Below are 17,720 nucleotides of genomic sequence, written 5' to 3'. Positions count from 1 at the left end.
TATCCGTTATTCTTCGATTTTGCCGCCTGCGGCTTCGATTGCGGCACGTGCACCTTTGGTAACACCAACACCCTTTACAGTGACTGCTTTCGCCACTTCACCAGAAAGAATGATTTTGGCTTGTAAAGTACGAGCATCAACCACATTAGCCGCTATCAGCCCAGCCAAATCAATCACGTCACCTTCTACCAGAGCCAGTTCATTTAAACGAACTTCAGCTGTGCGTTGACCAATACGTGAACTAAAGCCAAACTTAGGTAGACGACGATGCATTGGCATCTGACCACCTTCAAAGCCTTTACGGTGATGGAAACCACCTTTACGAGACTTCTGACCTTTATGACCACGACCAGCGGTTTTACCCAAACCAGAACCGATACCACGGCCTACACGAGTGCGCTCAGGGCGACTACCCAGTTCAGGTTGTAGCGTATTCAATTTCATCTTTAAGCTTCCTCAACCTTGAGCATGTAGGAAATCTTGTTGATCATGCCACGGTTTTCAGGGGTATCAATCACAGTAATAGAGCCGTGAATCTTACGAATACCAAGACCACGCGCACACTGTTGATGCGCTTTCAAGCGACCATTCAGACTGCGGTATAACGTCACTTTAAGTTGTTTCGCGGAAGTCATTGTATTACCCCTTAATGTCCGTAATAGCTTTGCCACGTTTCGCGGCAATCATCTCGGGTGATTGCATTGAACCCAGCGCTGCGATAGTGGTACGTACCACATTACCAGCATTGCGTGTTCCTTGGCATTTGGAAAGTACATTACGCACTCCCGCAACCTCCAAAACCGCACGCATCGCACCACCAGCGATAACGCCTGTACCTTCAGAAGCGGGCTGCATATAGATACGTGCTGCGCCTTGTTCATATTTGATAGGGTATTGTAACGTACCATCCACCAAAGAAACTGTTACCATGTTACGACGAGCCTGATCCATTGCTTTCTGGATAGCAGCAGGCACTTCACGTGCTTTACCGTAACCAAAACCAACTCGACCATTACCATCACCCACTACGGTCAACGCAGTGAAACTCATGATACGACCACCCTTAACTGTTTTCGCAACGCGGTTAACTTTAACCAATTTTTCTTGCAAACCGTCAGAGGGTGCTGATGTATGTTCTGCCTTCGCCATGATAAATCCTTAGAATTTCAGACCGGCTTCACGAGCGCTATCTGCCAGCGCCTTGATGCGACCATGATATTTAAAACCAGAGCGATCAAAAGCAACCGCGTCAATACCTTTTGCCAATGCACGCTCGGCAACTAACTTACCTACAGCGATAGCAGCAGCTACGTTGCCGGTGTAATCAAGACCTGCTTTCAGGTCTTTATCCAGCGTGGAAGCTGAAGCCAGTACTTGAGAACCATCAGAAGTCACCACTTGTGCATAGATATGCAGAGAAGTACGGTGAATACTCAGACGGTTAACACGCAATTCACGCATTTTCATGCGGCTACGCTTACCACGACGGATGCGGGATGTTTTCTTGTCCATCTTTAGTTCACCTTACTTCTTCTTCTTGGTCTCTTTACGCAGAATAACTTCGTCTGAATACTTCACACCCTTGCCTTTGTAAGGCTCTGGTGGACGGTATGCACGAACTTCTGCTGCAACTTGACCAACTTTCTGCTTATCGCTACCACGGATCAGAATTTCTGTCTGACTAGGGGTTTCGACCGTAACGCCTTCAGGCATATCGTGTACAACAGGATGGGAAAAACCCAAGCTGAGATTCAATTTATTGCCTTGAGCTTGGGCACGATAACCAACCCCAACCAATTGCAATTTTTTCTCAAAGCCTTGACTCACGCCAATGACCATGTTGTTTGCCAATGCACGTGTAGTACCTGCCAACGCCCAACCAGCAGTATCGCCGTCACGCTTTGACTTGAACTTCAGCACATTGTCTTCTTGTGAAACTTCTACGGCATCATGCACTGCGAAATCAAAAGAGCCTTTGCTACCTTTGACTTTCAGGCTTTGCCCACTAATGCTAACTTCTACACCTGCTGGCACAGTAAGCGCTTTTTTTGCAATTCTAGACATTTCAAAGTCCGCCTTTATTCAACCGTGCAAATGACTTCGCCACCTTGGCCAGAAGCCTTGGCTACGCGACCACTCATAACGCCTTTAGATGTGGAAACGATGGAAATACCGTAGCCACCCATGACTGTTGGCAGTTCATCTGCACCACGGAAAATACGCAAACCAGGACGGCTAATACGCTTTACCTTGGTGATAACTGGCGTGCCTTGAAAATACTTCAGCTTAACTGTTGTAACAGGCTTGCCATCAACGATATCAGTTGCAAACTCAGCAACATAACCTTCGCTTTGTAATACTTCAAGAATTGCCGTTTTCTGTTTAGAAGACGGAAATTTAACGCTCGCCTTTGTTGCCATTTGACCGTTACGAATGCGGGTCAGCATATCGGCGATAGGATCACTCATACTCATTTTGTTTCTCCCTTACCAACTTGCTTTGGTCAAACCAGGAACATCACCACGCATAGCTGCTTCACGCAATTTGTTACGGCATAAGCCGAACTTGCGGTAAACAGCGTGCGGGCGACCTGTCAGACGGCAACGAGTCATTTGGCGAACTGGACTGCTGTCACGTGGTAACTTTTGCAGCTTTTCATTAGCTTCCATTACAGCTTCAAAAGAACTGTCAGGACTGCTAATAATAGCTTTCAATTCATCACGCTTAGCTGCGAATTTGGCAACAGCAGCAGTACGACGTGTTTCACGGGCGATCATGGATTTCTTTGCCATGTGATCTTATCCTCTTACTGCTGTCTGAAAGGGAATTTGAATGCTTCGAGCAACGCTTTCCCTTCATCGTTATTTTTGGCGGTAGTGGCAATCGTAATATTCATACCACGCAGCGCATCAATCTTGTCATATTCAATTTCAGGAAAGATGATCTGTTCTTTGATGCCCATGTTGTAGTTACCACGACCATCAAATGCACGCGCATTGAGACCACGGAAGTCACGGATACGAGGGATGGAAATATTTACCAGACGGTCAATAAACTCATACATTTTTTCGCCACGCAGCGTCACCATGCAGCCAATTGGCCAACCGTCACGAATTTTGAAACCTGCAACGGATTTACGACTCAATGTTACCACAGGTTTTTGACCTGCGATCTTGGCCATATCGCCTGTAGCATGTTCAATAATCTTTTTGTCACCGACAGCCTCACCCAAACCCATGTTTAGGCTGACTTTCACCAGCTTCGGCACTTCCATCACATTGCTGTACCCGAATTTGTCCATCAATTCTTTGATGACAGTATCGCGGTAATACTGTTGCAGTCTCGACATTTTACACCTTAAGCGTCTACGCGCTCACCATTGGACTTAAAGACACGGATTTTCTTACCATCGTCCAGGAGCTTGAATCCAACACGGTCACCCTTGCCTGTAGCAGGGTTGACCAGCATTACATTGGAGTTATCTAATGGCATTTCTTTTTCAATAATACCACCTTGAACACCAGCATTAGGGTTAGGTTTCACGTGTTTCTTAACACGATTAACACCTTGAACCAAAACTTTACCTTCTTCTACCAACACCTGCATGACTTTGCCGCGACGGCCTTTATCCTTGCCGGTGATGACAACCACTTCGTCATTACTGCGAATTTTACGCATTTTGTCACCTACTTCTGTCGTTGCAGTCTTACAGCACTTCAGGTGCTAGAGAAATAATCTTCATGAACTTCTCACCACGCAATTCGCGAGTGACAGGCCCAAAAATACGTGTACCGATCGGATCCAACTTATTATTCAGCAGGACTGCGGCATTGTTGTCGAAACGGATTTTAGAACCATCGTTACGACGTACACCGTGAGCAGTACGGACGATTACAGCATTGTAAACGTCACCTTTTTTAACTTTGCCGCGCGGGATCGCATCTTTGATGCTGACCTTGATGATATCACCAATGCCTGCATAACGACGATGAGAACCGCCCAGAACTTTGATGCACATAACACGTTTGGCACCACTATTATCTGCAACTAGCAGAATGGATTGCATCTGGATCATTTATGTTCTCCGTCCCTTATGCTTGGCCTGGGGCGCGTTCAACAACTTTGATCAAGGTCCAGTGCTTTGTCTTTGACAAAGGACGGCATTCCTTGAACGTTACGGTATCACCTTCACGACATTCATTGTTTTCGTCGTGAACATGGTATTTTTTAGAACGCTTGATGAATTTGCCGTACATGGGGTGCTTGACCTGACGTTCCATCAGCACCACAATTGACTTATCCATTTTATTACTGACTACACGCCCCATTAGGCTGCGTTCGACTTTTGTTTCTTCGCTCATGCTCATCGTTATTCACCTGCCACTTGCTTTTGTGCAAGCACTGTCTTGATACGGGCAATCTGACGACGCACACGCTTCACTTCGGAAGGACGTGATAACTGGCCAGCGGCTTTTTGCATACGCAGCTTGAACTGCTCTTTCAGGTTTTCCATCAGCTCGGATTTAAGCTCGGTAGCTGATTTTTGCTTAAGTTCTGCTGCGTTCATCACATCACCTGACGAGAAACAAATGTAGTCTTAACCGGCAGTTTTGCTGATGCAAGGCGGAACGCCTCACGTGCAATCTCTTCTGCCACACCTTCAATTTCATAGAGAACCTTGCCGGGCTGAACCAGTGCCACCCAGTATTCAACGTTCCCTTTACCTTTACCTTGACGAACTTCCAACGGCTTTTTGCTGATTGGCTTGTCCGGGAACACGCGAATCCAGATTTTACCGCCACGACGTACATAACGGTTAATTGCACGACGTGCTGATTCAATTTGACGTGCAGTCAAACGACCACGCTCTACTGTTTTCAGCCCGAAGTCGCCGAAGCTGACTTTGCTGCCCGCCAATGCCAGACCGCGATTGCGGCCTTTCATTTGTTTGCGGAATTTGGTTCTCTTGGGTTGTAACATCTCAAACCTCTATCACTTCTTCTTTCTGCCTTGGCCTTGGTTCTGGCTTTGGCTAGATTGCTGTTTCTGTTCCAGGTCGAAGACTTCGCCCTTGTAGATCCAAACTTTCACACCGATGATACCATAGGTGGTGAGAGCTTCCGCAGTTGCATAGTCAATATCAGCACGCAGCGTATGGAGAGGCACACGACCCTCACGGAAAAACTCCGTTCGTGCAATTTCCGCACCGTTTAAACGCCCTGCCACGCAGACTTTGATACCTAATGCACCCAAACGCATTGCATTTGCAACTGCGCGCTTGGCAGCACGGCGAAACATGATGCGGCGTTCAAGCTGACTAGCAATACTTTCAGCAACTAACTGAGAATCCAATTCAGGCTTACGAATTTCTTCGATATTCAGCTTCACGTTATTCACATGCAAACCCAGCTTTTGAGCTGTTTCTGCACGCAGCTTCTCAATATCCTCGCCTTTCTTACCTATCACGACACCCGGACGGGCAGTGTGAATAGTGATAAAAGCGGACTTTGCAGGGCGCTCAATCTGAATGCGACTAACAGAGGCTTCTTTAAGCTTCTTTTTCAAGAATGTGCGGACTTCGAGATCCTTAAACAGGAAATCGGCATAGTCCTTGCCTTCAGCGTACCACTTGGAACGCCAATCAGTAGCGATACCAAGACGGATACCGGTTGGATGTACTTTCTGACCCATACTAAACCTTACTTCTCGCCTACAGCGACGGTAATGTGACTGGTGCGCTTCAGGATTCGGTTAGCCCGACCTTTAGCACGCGGCATGATACGCTTCATGGTTGGACCCTGATCAACAAATACGCGTTTAATGCATAATTCATCAACATCGGCACCATCATTATGCTCAGCGTTAGCAATCGCGGATTCCAGAACTTTTTTCAGCATCCCAGCACCTTTTTTCGGGCTGAATGCCAGAATATTCAGTGCCTTGTCCACCGGTAGCCCACGAATCTGATCAGCGACCAATCGGCATTTCTGAGGAGAAATACGCGCAAAACGCAAATGTGCTGCAACTTCCATTTCTACCTCTTACTTCGACTTCTTGTCGGCAACGTGACCACGGTAAGAACGGGTCAGTGCAAACTCACCCAGCTTATGGCCTACCATATTTTCATTAACCAGCACCGGAACATGCTGCTTGCCATTATGCACAGCCACGGTCAAACCGATAAATTCCGGTAGAATCATGGAGCGGCGTGACCATGTTTTGATTGGACGACGATCATTGGCTGCTTTAGCAGTTTCGATCTTCTTCATCAGGTGGTGGTCAACGAAAGGACCTTTTTTGAGTGAACGTGGCACTGTTTAATCCTCTTACTTTTTGTTCCGGCGACGGACAATCATATTGTCAGTGCGTTTGTTGCTACGAGTCTTGTAACCCTTGGTTGGAACACCCCAAGGAGTAACAGGGTGACGACCACCAGAAGTACGACCTTCACCACCACCGTGTGGATGGTCTACCGGGTTCATGACTACACCGCGGACAGTAGGACGGATACCACGCCAGCGCTTAGCACCTGCTTTACCCAACTTGATCAAGCCATGCTCAGAGTTGCCAACCTCGCCAATTGTTGCGCGACAATCAACAGGTACTTTACGCATTTCGCCTGAACGCAGACGGATAGTAGCATAAGCCCCTTCACGAGCCACCAACTGAGCAGAAGCACCAGCACTACGCACTAACTGAGCGCCCTTGCCTACTTTCATTTCAATACAGTGGATTACACTACCAACAGGAATATTACGCATCGGCAAACAATTGCCGGCAGCAATAGGAGCATGAACACCGGAAGTAACACTAGCACCTGCACTCAAGCCTTTAGGAGCGATAATATAACGACGCTCACCATCAGCATACAGGAGTAATGCAATATTAGCACTACGATTCGGGTCATATTCTAAACGTTCAACACGCGCTGGAATATCATCCTTACGACGTTTGAAGTCGATGATACGATAGTGTTGGCGATGACCACCACCCACATGACGAACAGTAATGCGACCAGTGTTATTACGACCACCGCTCTTACGCTTGTTTTCCAACAAGCTCTTACAAGGTTCGCCCTTGTGTAATTCTTTGTTAACAACCTTGACCTGGAAGCGACGCCCTGGGGAGGTTGGTTTTGCCTTAACGACTGCCATGATTCACCCTTGCCTTATTCCGCTGCCGCATCCAGAGAGAAACCTTCGGACAGGCTAATATAAGCCTTTTTCCAGTCGTTGCGCTGACCGCCACGACGCCCAAAGTTCTTCTGCTTGCCTTTCATGTTGATGGTACGAACCTTATCAACTTTGACTTCAAATAAAGTCTCGACAGCATCTTTGATTTCTTGTTTGGTTGCTGTTTTGGCAACCTTAAACACGTACTGGTTCGCTTTTTCAGAAGCACGGACAGTTTTTTCTGTCACACGCGGCGCAACCAAAACATGATAGAGACGTTCCATACTCATGCCAGCCACTCCTGAATCTTACTTACTGCACCAGTGGTTACAATAACCTTCTGATGACCAACCAGGCTAACTGGATTCAAACCAGCTACCGTGGCGACTTCACAGTAAGGGATGTTGCGAGCTGCCAGCAGCACATTCACATCATCCACATCAGACACTAGCAATACGTCGTTTGAGCCATACTCTTTCAACTTTGCCAGCATCAATTTAGTTTTAGGCTCTTCAATATTGAAAGAGTCAACCACCACGAAACGCTCTTGACGCACCAGCTCAGAAAAAATCGCCCGCATTGCTGCTCGGTACATTTTCTTGTTCAGTTTCTGCGTGAAGTCACGAGGACGTGCCGCAAAAGACTTACCACCTGTACGCCACAGTGGGCTACGGATACTACCCGCACGAGCACGACCGGTACCTTTCTGCTTAAAAGGCTTTGCACCACCACCGCTAACATCAGCACGAGTCTTTTGCGCTTTAGTACCAGCACGACCTGCTGCCATATAAGCAACAACCGCCTGATGCACCAGACCTTCATTAAATTCGCGTGCAAAAACGTCATCGCTTACCGCGACTGAACCACCATTTGCAATCTGTAATTCCATTGCTGCCACCTTTATGCCTTGACCGACAGCTTGACAACCACATCGCCGTTAGTAGCGCCTGGAACAGCACCCTTAACCAGCAACAGATTGCGCTCAGCGTCTACACGTACCACTTCCAGATTCTGGGCAGTACGCTGTACAGCACCCATATGACCAGCCATTTTTTTGCCTGGAAATACCCGGCCTGGCGTTTGGTTCTGACCAATGGAACCCGGAACCCGGTGCGACAAAGAGTTACCATGCGTGCGGTCTTGACCAGCAAAATGGTGACGCTTCAGAACACCAGCAAAGCCTTTACCTTTGCTCATCCCACTCACATCGACCATTTGACCTGCTTCAAACATGCTTACTGCAAGTTCAGCACCCAGATCATAACCCGACGCATCTTCAATGCGCGACTCACGAACACAAGTACCAGCAGGCACGCCAGCCTTGGCAAAATGACCAGCTTCCGACTTGGAAACGCGGGAAGATTTTTTCTCACCTGTAGACAACTGAATGGCATTGTAGCCATCCGTTTCTACCGTCTTGACTTGTGATACACGGTTCGCCGCAATCTCAAGCACAGTGACAGGGGTCGAGCCTCCATCTTCACCGTATATCCGGGTCATACCTACTTTGCGACCCAGCAGACCGATAGCCATTTGCACACCTCTTCGAATTACTCACACCGAGCAACTTTCATTCTATACTTCTAGAAAAACTCGGCTCGACTTAAGTCGAGCCGTGGAAAGCCGCGCATTATAGCAGAAAATCTTCTGCCGTCCATGAACTTTTTTACAAATCAGTTAAGCTTGATTTGTACATCAACGCCAGCAGCCAGATCCAGCTTCATCAGGGCGTCTACAGTTTTGTCTGTCGGATCAATAATATCCATCAAACGCTTGTAAGTACGGATCTCATACTGGTCACGCGCGTCTTTATCAACGTGCGGGGAAACCAGAATAGTGTAACGCTCTATGCGTGTAGGCAAAGGGATAGGCCCTTTAACGCGCGCACCCGTCCGCTTGGCTGTCTCGACAATTTCAGTCGCAGAACGGTCAATCAGACGATGATCGAATGCTTTCAGGCGAATACGGATTCTTTGATCAGACATAACTATTACTCAATAATTTTAGCAACAACACCGGCGCCGACAGTACGGCCACCCTCACGGATCGCAAAACGCAGACCGTCTTCCATCGCAATTGGGTTAATCAGGGTAACAACCAACTTAACGTTGTCGCCCGGCATAACCATCTCAACGCCCTCTGGCAGCTCACAAGCACCAGTTACGTCAGTCGTACGGAAATAAAACTGTGGGCGATAGCCCTTGAAGAATGGCGTATGACGACCACCCTCATCCTTGGACAGAACATAAACTTCTGCCTCGAAGGTCGTATGTGGCTTGATGGAGCCTGGCTTACATAGTACCTGGCCACGCTCCACATCATCACGCTTAGTGCCACGCAGCAACAAACCTACGTTATCACCCGCCATACCTTGGTCGAGCAGCTTACGGAACATTTCAACACCTGTAACCGTAGTCGTTTGAGTCGCACGAATACCGACGATTTCGATGGTTTCACCCACCTTAACCACGCCACGCTCGATACGACCAGTTACAACAGTACCACGACCGGAGATGGAGAATACATCTTCCACAGGCATCAGGAAGGTGCCATCAACTGCACGAACCGGATCTGGAATGAAGGTATCAATCGCTTCGATTAGACGACCAATGGATGGCACACCGATATCAGACTCATCACCTTCCAGTGCCATACGGGCAGAACCCTTGATGATTGGCGTATCATCGCCAGGGAAGTCATAGCTGGACAGCAGTTCACGCAGCTCCATTTCAACCAGCTCTAACAACTCTTCATCATCAACCAAGTCACACTTATTCATGTACACTACGACATAAGGGACACCAACCTGACGTGACAACAGGATGTGTTCGCGCGTCTGTGGCATTGGGCCGTCAGCAGCGGAGCAAACCAAAATTGCACCATCCATCTGTGCCGCACCTGTGATCATGTTTTTAACATAGTCAGCATGACCTGGGCAGTCAACGTGTGCGTAGTGGCGGGTATCAGATTCATACTCAACGTGAGCAGTGGAAATGGTGATACCACGCGCTTTTTCTTCAGGAGCCGCATCAATCTGGTCATAAGCTTTTGACTCACCGCCAAATTTCTTCGACTGCACGACCGTCAGCGCTGCCGTCAATGTAGTTTTACCGTGGTCAACGTGGCCGATTGTACCTACGTTTACGTGCGTTTTATTACGCTCAAATTTACTTTTTGCCATCGTTACTCACCCTTCACTTTTTTTATAACCGCCTGCGTTACAAGTGCTGGCGCTTCCGAATATCGTATAAATTCCATGCTATAAGCAGCACGTCCTTGGGTTGCAGAACGCAAATCGGTTGCGTAACCAAACATTTCACCCAAAGGCACTTCCGCTCGCACTACCAGGCTACCGCTTTCCTCATCCATTCCCTGAATGACGCCACGACGCCTGTTTAGATCACCAATAACATCACCCATATGCTCTTCAGGGGTAGTTACTTCAACTTTCATTACCGGCTCCAACAAAGCCGGCTTGGCCTCCATAACGCCCTGCCTGAGCGCCATAGAGCCAGCAATCTTAAATGCCATTTCGCTGGAGTCGACATCATGATAAGAACCATCAAATAAAGTTACTTTCATATCAACCAGCGGGAAACCGACCAATACGCCGTTACCCATTTGTTCCTGCACACCTTTGTCAACGGCTGGCACGAATTCTTTCGGCACAACACCACCCACAAGAGCATTCTCGAATTTGTAGCCTTCGGCTTCACCCAGTGGCTCAAGCCGCAGCCAAACGTGTCCGTATTGCCCGCGACCACCAGACTGACGGATAAACTTACCCTCAACTTCGACCGATTGACGGATAGTTTCACGGTAAGCCACTTGCGGCGCACCTACATTACAGTTGACTTTGAACTCGCGCAGCATCCGATCAACAATAATTTCAAGGTGCAATTCACCCATGCCCGCGATAATGGTCTGCCCAGTCTCTTCGTCAGTTCGCACCCGAAAAGAAGGGTCTTCCTGCGCGAGCTTACTCAGCGCGACACCCATACGCTCTTGGTCAGCCTGAGATTTCGGCTCAACAGCAACTGCGATCACTGGCTCAGGAAAATCCATTTTTTCCAGCGTAATGACATGCTTCATGTCACACAGTGTCTCGCCAGTCGTCACATCTTTTAGCCCGACAGCGGCTGCAATATCACCCGCCCGAACTTCATCAATATCTTCGCGTGCATTAGAATGCATCTGCACCAAACGTCCAATACGTTCACGCTTCCCTTTCACGGGGTTATATACCGCACTTTGAGAAGTCAATACGCCAGAATACACCCGAAAGAACGTCAACGTTCCTACAAAAGGATCAGTTGCAATCTTGAAAGCTAATGCTGCAAACGGCTCATCATCACTCGCATGACGCTCTGCTTGGGTTTCATCTTTATCATCCAGATGTCCTTTAATAGCAGGCACATCTAGAGGAGAAGGCATCAACTCCACAATTTTATCCAACGCAGCCTGAACACCTTTATTCTTAAAGGCAGAACCACAGGTCATCGGAACAATTTCAAGGTTAATGGTGCGCTTACGCAAGCCAGCAACAATCTCTTCGGTCGACAAATCACCTTCTTCAAGGTATTTATTCATCAACACATCATCGGCTTCAGCCGCAGCTTCCACCATTTTCTCGCGCCATTCCTGACAAGACGCCACCATATCAGCCGGAATATCGACGGCCTCATAGGTTACACCCTTGTCAGCCTCATTCCACATAATCGCTTTCATGCGAATCAGGTCGACAACGCCAGCAAAATGCTCTTCCGCGCCAATCGGCAATTGCAGTGGCACAGGATTGGCATTTAGCTTAGCCTTCAACTGCTCGTAAACGCGCAAAAAGTTTGCACCAGAACGATCCATTTTATTGACGAAGGCCATGCGTGGCACATGATACTTATTGGCTTGTCGCCAAACTGTTTCGGACTGTGGCTGCACACCACCAACGGCACACAGCACAAACATGGCACCATCCAACACTCGCAAAGAACGCTCCACTTCAATCGTGAAGTCTACGTGTCCAGGCGTGTCGATAATATTGATGCGATGTAGCGGGAATTGATTGTCCATCCCCGACCAGAAACATGTAGTAGCAGCGGAGGTAATAGTAATACCACGCTCACGCTCTTGCTCCATCCAATCCATGGTGGCAGCGCCATCATGCACTTCCCCGATCTTGTGAGACACACCCGTATAAAACAGGATGCGCTCAGTCGCAGTTGTTTTACCCGCATCAATATGTGCCATGATGCCGATATTACGGTACTGCTCAATAGGAGTGCTACGTGCCACTGATAATCACTCTTATCATTACCAGCGGAAGTGAGCGAATGCTTTGTTAGCTTCTGCCATGCGATGCACGTCTTCACGTTTTTTCACAGCAGTACCACGCTTTTCAGAAGCATCCATCAATTCGCCAGCCAGCTTACGTGCCATGGATTTCTCACCACGTTTACGAGCTGCATCAATCAACCAACGCATAGCCAGCGCATTTTGACGAGAAGGACGAACCTCAACAGGCACCTGATAAGTTGCGCCACCGACACGACGAGACTTAACTTCTACTGCAGGACGAACGTTATCCAGTGCATATTCCAACACTTCAATACCGTCACCGCCTTTCTTGCCGGAGATTTCAGACAACGCGCCGTAAATGATTTTCTCGGCAGCAGACTTTTTACCATCTTGCATAATGGCATTCATGAATTTAGTCAACAACTGACTTCCGAACTTTGGATCCGGCAGCACAAGGCGTTTGGGGACTTCTCTTCTTCTAGGCATGACTCAATACTCGCAATCAATTATTTCTTGGGACGCTTAGTGCCGTATTTAGAACGGGCCTGCTTACGGTTTTTAACACCCTGCGTATCCAGACTACCGCGAACCGTATGGTAACGGACACCCGGAAGGTCTTTTACACGACCGCCGCGAATCAGTACAACCGAGTGTTCCTGGAGGTTATGGCCTTCACCACCGATATAACTGGTGACTTCAAAGCCATTGGTCAGACGCACACGAGCAACCTTACGCATAGCGGAGTTCGGCTTCTTTGGCGTGGTTGTATAAACACGGGTACAAACACCGCGACGTTGTGGACAAGCCTCCAACGCTGGCACCTTACTCTTTTCTACTTTGCTTTGGCGCGGCTTACGCACCAACTGGTTTACTGTTGCCATATCCTGAAATTATCTCCTGGAATCACTAAGGAACCTGCCTGGCTTGCCTTGTCCCCATAAAAACAATAGACCGAAAATCGGTCTGTTTAAGGACGCCAGATTTTAGGGATCGGGAAGACTCCTGTCAAGGAAGTTTTCCCGATCAGTCAGTTAAATCGGAAACCTGATTGAGCAATCAATCAGAATCCATGTCCATCGGCTCACCAAAACTGATCGTTTCGGTTGGCGCAGGACGCTCATACGTAAATTCATTACGCTGGCTACGACGGTCATCGTGGTAGGCCAGACCCGTACCTGCCGGAATCAGGCGTCCAACAATGACGTTTTCTTTCAAACCACGCAACTCGTCACGAGCACCACGCACCGCAGCCTCTGTCAGGACGCGTGTAGTCTCCTGGAAGGACGCCGCAGACACAAAGGAGTCCGTCACCAAGGATGCCTTGGTAATCCCCATCAGCAGGCGCTCATAGACGATTCTGAGCTTGCCTTCTGCTTCCAGCTCTTTGTTTGTGTTTACCACACGCCAGTAGTCGGCTTGCTCACCACGCAGGAATTTGCTATCACCCGGATCAATCACCTCAACCTTGCGCATCATCTGACGCACAATGACTTCGATGTGTTTGTCATTGATCTTTACGCCTTGCAGACGGTAAACATCCTGAATCTCCTTGGCTTGGTATTCTGCCAGCGCGGTAGCACCCAGCAAACGCAGGATGTCATGCGGGTTAGGCTCACCATCAGCGATAACCTCACCACGGTTGAGTTTTTCACCCTCAAACACATCCAGATTACGCCACTTGGGAATCAGCTCTTCGTAATGCTCACCGTCTTCACCGGTGATGATCACGCGCTGCTTACCCTTGGTTTCCTTGCCGAAGGAAATCGTACCGGTTTTTTCTGCCAGAATCGCCCCGTCTTTCGGCTTACGTGCCTCAAACAAGTCAGCAACCCGTGGCAAACCACCCGTGATGTCACGGGTCTTGGAAGACGCTTGCGGCAAACGCGCCACAACCTCACCAACCTGTACCGTTGCACCATTCGTGGAGCTAACGATCGCACCGGCTGGCAATGGGTATTGCACCGGAATTTTGGTGCCTTCAAAGAACACGCTGTCGCCACGCTCATCCAACAAACGTACTGTTGGACGCAATTCACGACCCGCCGCAGGACGGTTTTTCGGGTCCATAACCTCAATGGAAGACAAACCTGTCATTTCATCCACTTTGGTCTGAACGGTCACGTTATCAATGAAGTCACTGAAACTGACCTGACCCGCTACCTCAGAAATGATCGGATGGGTATGTGGATCCCACGTCGCCACTTCTTGGCCTGCTTGCACTTCGCCGTAATGCTCAACCGAGAGGATCGCACCGTAAGTCAGCTTATAACGTTCTTTGTCACGCCCGCTGGTATCGACCACGCCCAGTTCACCGGAACGGGAAACCACGACCAGCTTGCCATCTTTGTTACGGACAGTTTTGACGTTCAGCAGGTGAACCTGACCACCGGATTTAACTGCGATGCTGTTTTCTGCCGCTGACCGGCTCGCCGCACCACCGATATGGAAGGTACGCATGGTCAACTGGGTTCCCGGCTCACCGATGGATTGCGCCGCAATAACCCCGACAGCCTCACCCTTGCCAACCAAATGCCCACGCGCCAGATCGCGCCCGTAGCAATGCTTGCAAACACCGTAGCGGGTTTCGCAGGTAATTGCGGAACGCACCACGATTTCATCAATCGCCAATGCATCAATCTGCTTGACCCACGCCTCATCAAGGAACGTACCGGCCGGAAGCAATACTTCGTCGCCACGGGTAACGTCTTGCGCCACCACACGACCGAGCACGCGCTCAGCCAATGCCTCCACCACGTCACCACCTTCGATGATCGGACGCATCTTGATGCCTTTGACCGTGCCACAATCATCAATGGTAACAACCATATCCTGTGCCACGTCGACCAGACGCCGTGTCAAGTAACCAGAGTTCGCGGTTTTGAGTGCAGTATCCGCCAAGCCTTTCCGCGCACCATGCGTCGAGATAAAGTACTGGAGGACGTTCAAGCCTTCACGGAAGTTTGAGGTAATTGGTGTTTCGATGATGGAACCATCCGGTTTTGCCATCAAGCCACGCATCCCCGCCAACTGACGAATCTGCGCAGCGGAACCCCGCGCCCCGGAATCCGCCATCATGTAAATGGAGTTGAAAGATTCTTGGTAAACCAAGTTACCTTCCGCATCAATGACTTCCTGCTTACCAATTTTTTCCATCATCGCTTTCGCGACTTTTTCATTGGTGCTCGCCCAGATGTCAACGACCTTGTTGTAACGTTCGCCTTGTGTTACCAAACCGCTGGAAAACTGCTTTTGAATTTCCAGCACAGCTTCTTCCGCTTCTGCCAGCAACTCAACTTTCTTTTCCGGGATCATCATGTCATCCGCACAGAACGAAACGCCCGCACGGGTTGCATAACGGTAGCCGGTATACATCAACTGGTCAGCAAATACGACAGCAGCTTTCAAGCCCACGCGACGGTAGGATTCATTGATCAGCTTGGAAATCGCCTTTTTCTTCAATACAGTATTGAAAAGTTCAAACGGCAGGCCTTCCGGCATGATGCTAGTCAACAAGGCACGGCCAACAGTGGTATCCAGTACACGGGTACGCTTGATGAACTCGCCGTCTTCATCCTTGATGCTATCGGTAATGCGCACTTTCACTTTGGCGTGCAGCGAAACATTGCCGGTATCATAGGCACGTTGCACTTCCAGCGGATCGGCAAAGATCATGCCCTCGCCTTTCGCATTGATGGCATCGCGGGTCATGTAGTACAGACCCAGAACGATATCCTGAGAAGGCACAATGATCGGCTCGCCGTTCGCCGGTGACAGGACGTTGTTAGTCGCCATCATCAGGGTACGCGCTTCCAACTGTGCTTCCAGTGACAACGGTACGTGTACCGCCATCTGGTCGCCGTCGAAGTCCGCGTTGAATGCGGAACATACCAGCGGGTGCAACTGGATCGCCTTACCTTCGATCAGGGTAGGCTCAAATGCCTGAATCCCCAAACGGTGCAAAGTAGGTGCGCGGTTGAGCATGACCGGATGCTCACGAATAACCTCAGCAAGGATATCCCAAACTTCTGCGGTTTCGCGCTCAACCAATTTCTTGGCTGCCTTGATAGTAGTCGCCAGACCACGGCGTTGCAGCTTGCCGAAAATGAACGGCTTGAACAGTTCCAACGCCATTTTCTTGGGCAGACCGCACTGATGCAAACGCAACGCAGGGCCAACCACGATAACCGAACGACCAGAATAGTCGACACGTTTACCCAACAAGTTCTGACGGAAACGGCCTTGCTTACCTTTGATCATGTCAGACAAGGATTTCAGCGGACGCTTGTTAGAACCCGTAATCGCACGACCACGACGACCGTTATCGAGCAGCGCATCCACAGACTCTTGCAACATACGCTTTTCGTTGCGCACGATGATGTCCGGGGCATTCAGCTCCAGCAAACGCTTCAAACGGTTATTACGGTTGATAACGCGGCGATACAAATCGTTCAAGTCGGAAGTCGCGAAACGACCACCATCCAACGGAACCAATGGACGCAAATCAGGCGGCAGTACTGGCAGCACCGTCATGATCATCCATTCTGGCTTATTGCCAGAGTTGATGAATGACTCCATCAGTTTCAAACGCTTGCCCAAGCGCTTCAGCTTGGTTTCGGAACCTGTCTCAGCGATTTCTTCACGCATCCGCGCGACTTCTTCCTTGAGATCGGTAGAGCGCAGCAGTTCCAATACAGCTTCTGCGCCCATTGCCGCTTCAAATTCGTCGCCGAATTCTTCAATCGCTTCCAAATAGGCTTCATCACTCAGCAACTGACCACGCTCTAGCGTTGTCATGCCCGGCTCAGTGACCACGAAGGTCTCGAAATAGAGGATGCGCTCAATGTCACGCAGCGTCATATCCAACAGCAAACCAATACGGGATGGCAGAGACTTCAGGAACCAGATGTGCGCAACCGGGCTAGCGAGGTCAATATGCCCCATACGGTCACGACGCACCTTGGTCTGGGTCACTTCAACGCCGCATTTTTCGCAGACAACACCACGGTGCTTCAGGCGTTTGTATTTACCACACAAGCACTCATAGTCTTTGACCGGGCCAAAGATCTTGGCGCAGAACAAGCCGTCACGTTCAGGCTTGAAAGTACGGTAGTTGATCGTTTCCGGCTTTTTGACTTCGCCAAAAGACCACGAACGGATAACTTCAGGGGAAGCCAAGCCAACTTTGATTGCATCAAACTCTTGGGTTTCCTGCTCTTTTTTGTGGAAATTCAATAAATCTTTCATCGCCAATCAATC

At 49.2% G+C, this 17,720-nt stretch carries 26 protein-coding genes; all 26 read right to left on the bottom strand.

Features of this window, described 5'->3' with window-relative positions; all coding sequences use genetic code 11:
• Positions 1–6: 6 nt before the first annotated feature.
• The 26 genes from rplO to rpoC all read right to left on the bottom strand — a co-directional run bounded on the left by rplO (position 7) and on the right by rpoC (position 17,708).
• Positions 7–444, bottom strand: coding sequence for a 50S ribosomal protein L15 (gene rplO, locus Q394_RS0110245; protein WP_028489214.1), 438 nt, complete (start codon positions 442–444; stop codon positions 7–9).
• 2 nt (positions 445–446) lie between these two features.
• A complete protein-coding gene (rpmD, locus tag Q394_RS0110240; RefSeq protein ID WP_028489213.1) occupies positions 447–635 on the bottom strand; it encodes a 50S ribosomal protein L30 in 189 nt (62 codons plus the stop codon).
• A gap of 4 nt (positions 636–639) precedes the next feature.
• Positions 640–1,149 (bottom strand): 30S ribosomal protein S5, encoded by a 510-nt coding sequence (gene rpsE / locus Q394_RS0110235; protein ID WP_028489212.1) that lies wholly within the window; start codon positions 1,147–1,149, stop codon positions 640–642.
• 9 nt (positions 1,150–1,158) lie between these two features.
• Positions 1,159–1,512 (bottom strand): 50S ribosomal protein L18, encoded by a 354-nt coding sequence (rplR, locus tag Q394_RS0110230; RefSeq protein ID WP_028489211.1) that lies wholly within the window; start codon positions 1,510–1,512, stop codon positions 1,159–1,161.
• Positions 1,513–1,524: 12 nt separating this feature from the next.
• On the bottom strand, positions 1,525–2,064 hold the full coding sequence (gene rplF / locus Q394_RS0110225) for a 50S ribosomal protein L6 (protein WP_028489210.1): 540 nt from the start codon (positions 2,062–2,064) through the stop codon (positions 1,525–1,527).
• Between the two features lie 14 nt (positions 2,065–2,078).
• Positions 2,079–2,474 carry a 30S ribosomal protein S8 gene (gene rpsH / locus Q394_RS0110220; RefSeq protein WP_028489209.1) on the bottom strand — a complete coding sequence of 132 codons (396 nt, stop codon included), beginning with the start codon at positions 2,472–2,474 and terminating at the stop codon, positions 2,079–2,081.
• A 12-nt stretch (positions 2,475–2,486) separates the two neighbouring features.
• Positions 2,487–2,792, bottom strand: a complete 306-nt coding sequence (rpsN, locus tag Q394_RS0110215) for a 30S ribosomal protein S14 (protein WP_028489208.1) — start codon at positions 2,790–2,792, stop codon at positions 2,487–2,489.
• Between the two features lie 14 nt (positions 2,793–2,806).
• The gene (gene rplE, locus Q394_RS0110210; RefSeq protein WP_028489207.1) at positions 2,807–3,349 is read right to left on the bottom strand and encodes a 50S ribosomal protein L5; all 543 of its coding nucleotides are present in this window, start codon (positions 3,347–3,349) and stop codon (positions 2,807–2,809) included.
• A gap of 8 nt (positions 3,350–3,357) precedes the next feature.
• Positions 3,358–3,678 carry a 50S ribosomal protein L24 gene (gene rplX / locus Q394_RS0110205; protein WP_028489206.1) on the bottom strand — a complete coding sequence of 107 codons (321 nt, stop codon included), beginning with the start codon at positions 3,676–3,678 and terminating at the stop codon, positions 3,358–3,360.
• A 28-nt stretch (positions 3,679–3,706) separates the two neighbouring features.
• Positions 3,707–4,075, bottom strand: coding sequence for a 50S ribosomal protein L14 (gene rplN / locus Q394_RS0110200; RefSeq protein WP_028489205.1), 369 nt, complete (start codon positions 4,073–4,075; stop codon positions 3,707–3,709).
• A gap of 16 nt (positions 4,076–4,091) precedes the next feature.
• Positions 4,092–4,361: a 30S ribosomal protein S17 gene (gene rpsQ, locus Q394_RS0110195; protein WP_028489204.1), complete on the bottom strand. Its 270-nt coding sequence runs from the start codon at positions 4,359–4,361 to the stop codon at positions 4,092–4,094.
• A gap of 8 nt (positions 4,362–4,369) precedes the next feature.
• A complete protein-coding gene (gene rpmC / locus Q394_RS0110190; RefSeq protein WP_028489203.1) occupies positions 4,370–4,567 on the bottom strand; it encodes a 50S ribosomal protein L29 in 198 nt (65 codons plus the stop codon).
• Positions 4,567–4,980, bottom strand: coding sequence for a 50S ribosomal protein L16 (gene rplP, locus Q394_RS0110185; RefSeq protein ID WP_028489202.1), 414 nt, complete (start codon positions 4,978–4,980; stop codon positions 4,567–4,569). Before rplP ends, rpmC begins: the two co-directional genes overlap by 1 nt.
• Positions 4,981–4,992: 12 nt before the next feature.
• Positions 4,993–5,691: a 30S ribosomal protein S3 gene (rpsC, locus tag Q394_RS0110180; RefSeq protein ID WP_028489201.1), complete on the bottom strand. Its 699-nt coding sequence runs from the start codon at positions 5,689–5,691 to the stop codon at positions 4,993–4,995.
• A gap of 8 nt (positions 5,692–5,699) precedes the next feature.
• Positions 5,700–6,032, bottom strand: a complete 333-nt coding sequence (gene rplV, locus Q394_RS0110175; RefSeq protein ID WP_028489200.1) for a 50S ribosomal protein L22 — start codon at positions 6,030–6,032, stop codon at positions 5,700–5,702.
• A 9-nt stretch (positions 6,033–6,041) separates the two neighbouring features.
• Positions 6,042–6,314, bottom strand: coding sequence for a 30S ribosomal protein S19 (gene rpsS / locus Q394_RS0110170; RefSeq protein WP_028489199.1), 273 nt, complete (start codon positions 6,312–6,314; stop codon positions 6,042–6,044).
• A gap of 12 nt (positions 6,315–6,326) precedes the next feature.
• Positions 6,327–7,154 (bottom strand): 50S ribosomal protein L2, encoded by an 828-nt coding sequence (gene rplB, locus Q394_RS0110165; RefSeq protein WP_028489198.1) that lies wholly within the window; start codon positions 7,152–7,154, stop codon positions 6,327–6,329.
• A 14-nt stretch (positions 7,155–7,168) separates the two neighbouring features.
• Positions 7,169–7,462, bottom strand: a complete 294-nt coding sequence (gene rplW, locus Q394_RS0110160) for a 50S ribosomal protein L23 (protein WP_028489197.1) — start codon at positions 7,460–7,462, stop codon at positions 7,169–7,171.
• Entirely contained in the window at positions 7,459–8,061 is a 603-nt protein-coding gene (rplD, locus tag Q394_RS0110155; RefSeq protein WP_028489196.1) for a 50S ribosomal protein L4, read from the bottom strand. Before rplD ends, rplW begins: the two co-directional genes overlap by 4 nt.
• 11 nt (positions 8,062–8,072) lie before the next feature.
• On the bottom strand, positions 8,073–8,705 hold the full coding sequence (gene rplC / locus Q394_RS0110150) for a 50S ribosomal protein L3 (protein WP_028489195.1): 633 nt from the start codon (positions 8,703–8,705) through the stop codon (positions 8,073–8,075).
• A gap of 140 nt (positions 8,706–8,845) precedes the next feature.
• Positions 8,846–9,157 (bottom strand): 30S ribosomal protein S10, encoded by a 312-nt coding sequence (gene rpsJ / locus Q394_RS0110145; protein ID WP_028489194.1) that lies wholly within the window; start codon positions 9,155–9,157, stop codon positions 8,846–8,848.
• A 5-nt stretch (positions 9,158–9,162) separates the two neighbouring features.
• Positions 9,163–10,353, bottom strand: a complete 1,191-nt coding sequence (tuf, locus tag Q394_RS0110140) for an elongation factor Tu (RefSeq protein ID WP_028489193.1) — start codon at positions 10,351–10,353, stop codon at positions 9,163–9,165.
• Positions 10,354–10,355: 2 nt separating this feature from the next.
• Positions 10,356–12,461 (bottom strand): elongation factor G, encoded by a 2,106-nt coding sequence (gene fusA / locus Q394_RS0110135; protein ID WP_028489192.1) that lies wholly within the window; start codon positions 12,459–12,461, stop codon positions 10,356–10,358.
• A gap of 18 nt (positions 12,462–12,479) precedes the next feature.
• Positions 12,480–12,950 (bottom strand): 30S ribosomal protein S7, encoded by a 471-nt coding sequence (rpsG, locus tag Q394_RS0110130; RefSeq protein WP_028489191.1) that lies wholly within the window; start codon positions 12,948–12,950, stop codon positions 12,480–12,482.
• A 20-nt stretch (positions 12,951–12,970) separates the two neighbouring features.
• Positions 12,971–13,345, bottom strand: a complete 375-nt coding sequence (gene rpsL / locus Q394_RS0110125; protein WP_028489190.1) for a 30S ribosomal protein S12 — start codon at positions 13,343–13,345, stop codon at positions 12,971–12,973.
• Between the two features lie 175 nt (positions 13,346–13,520).
• Entirely contained in the window at positions 13,521–17,708 is a 4,188-nt protein-coding gene (rpoC, locus tag Q394_RS0110120) for a DNA-directed RNA polymerase subunit beta' (RefSeq protein ID WP_028489189.1), read from the bottom strand.
• Between the last annotated feature and the right edge of the window lie 12 nt (positions 17,709–17,720).

It is taken from the genome of Thiothrix lacustris DSM 21227 (assembly GCF_000621325.1).
In the GTDB taxonomy this organism is placed as follows: domain Bacteria; phylum Pseudomonadota; class Gammaproteobacteria; order Thiotrichales; family Thiotrichaceae; genus Thiothrix; species Thiothrix lacustris.
Note: the sequence above shows the minus strand (reverse complement) of the source record. Positions and strands in the feature narration are given on the sequence as shown.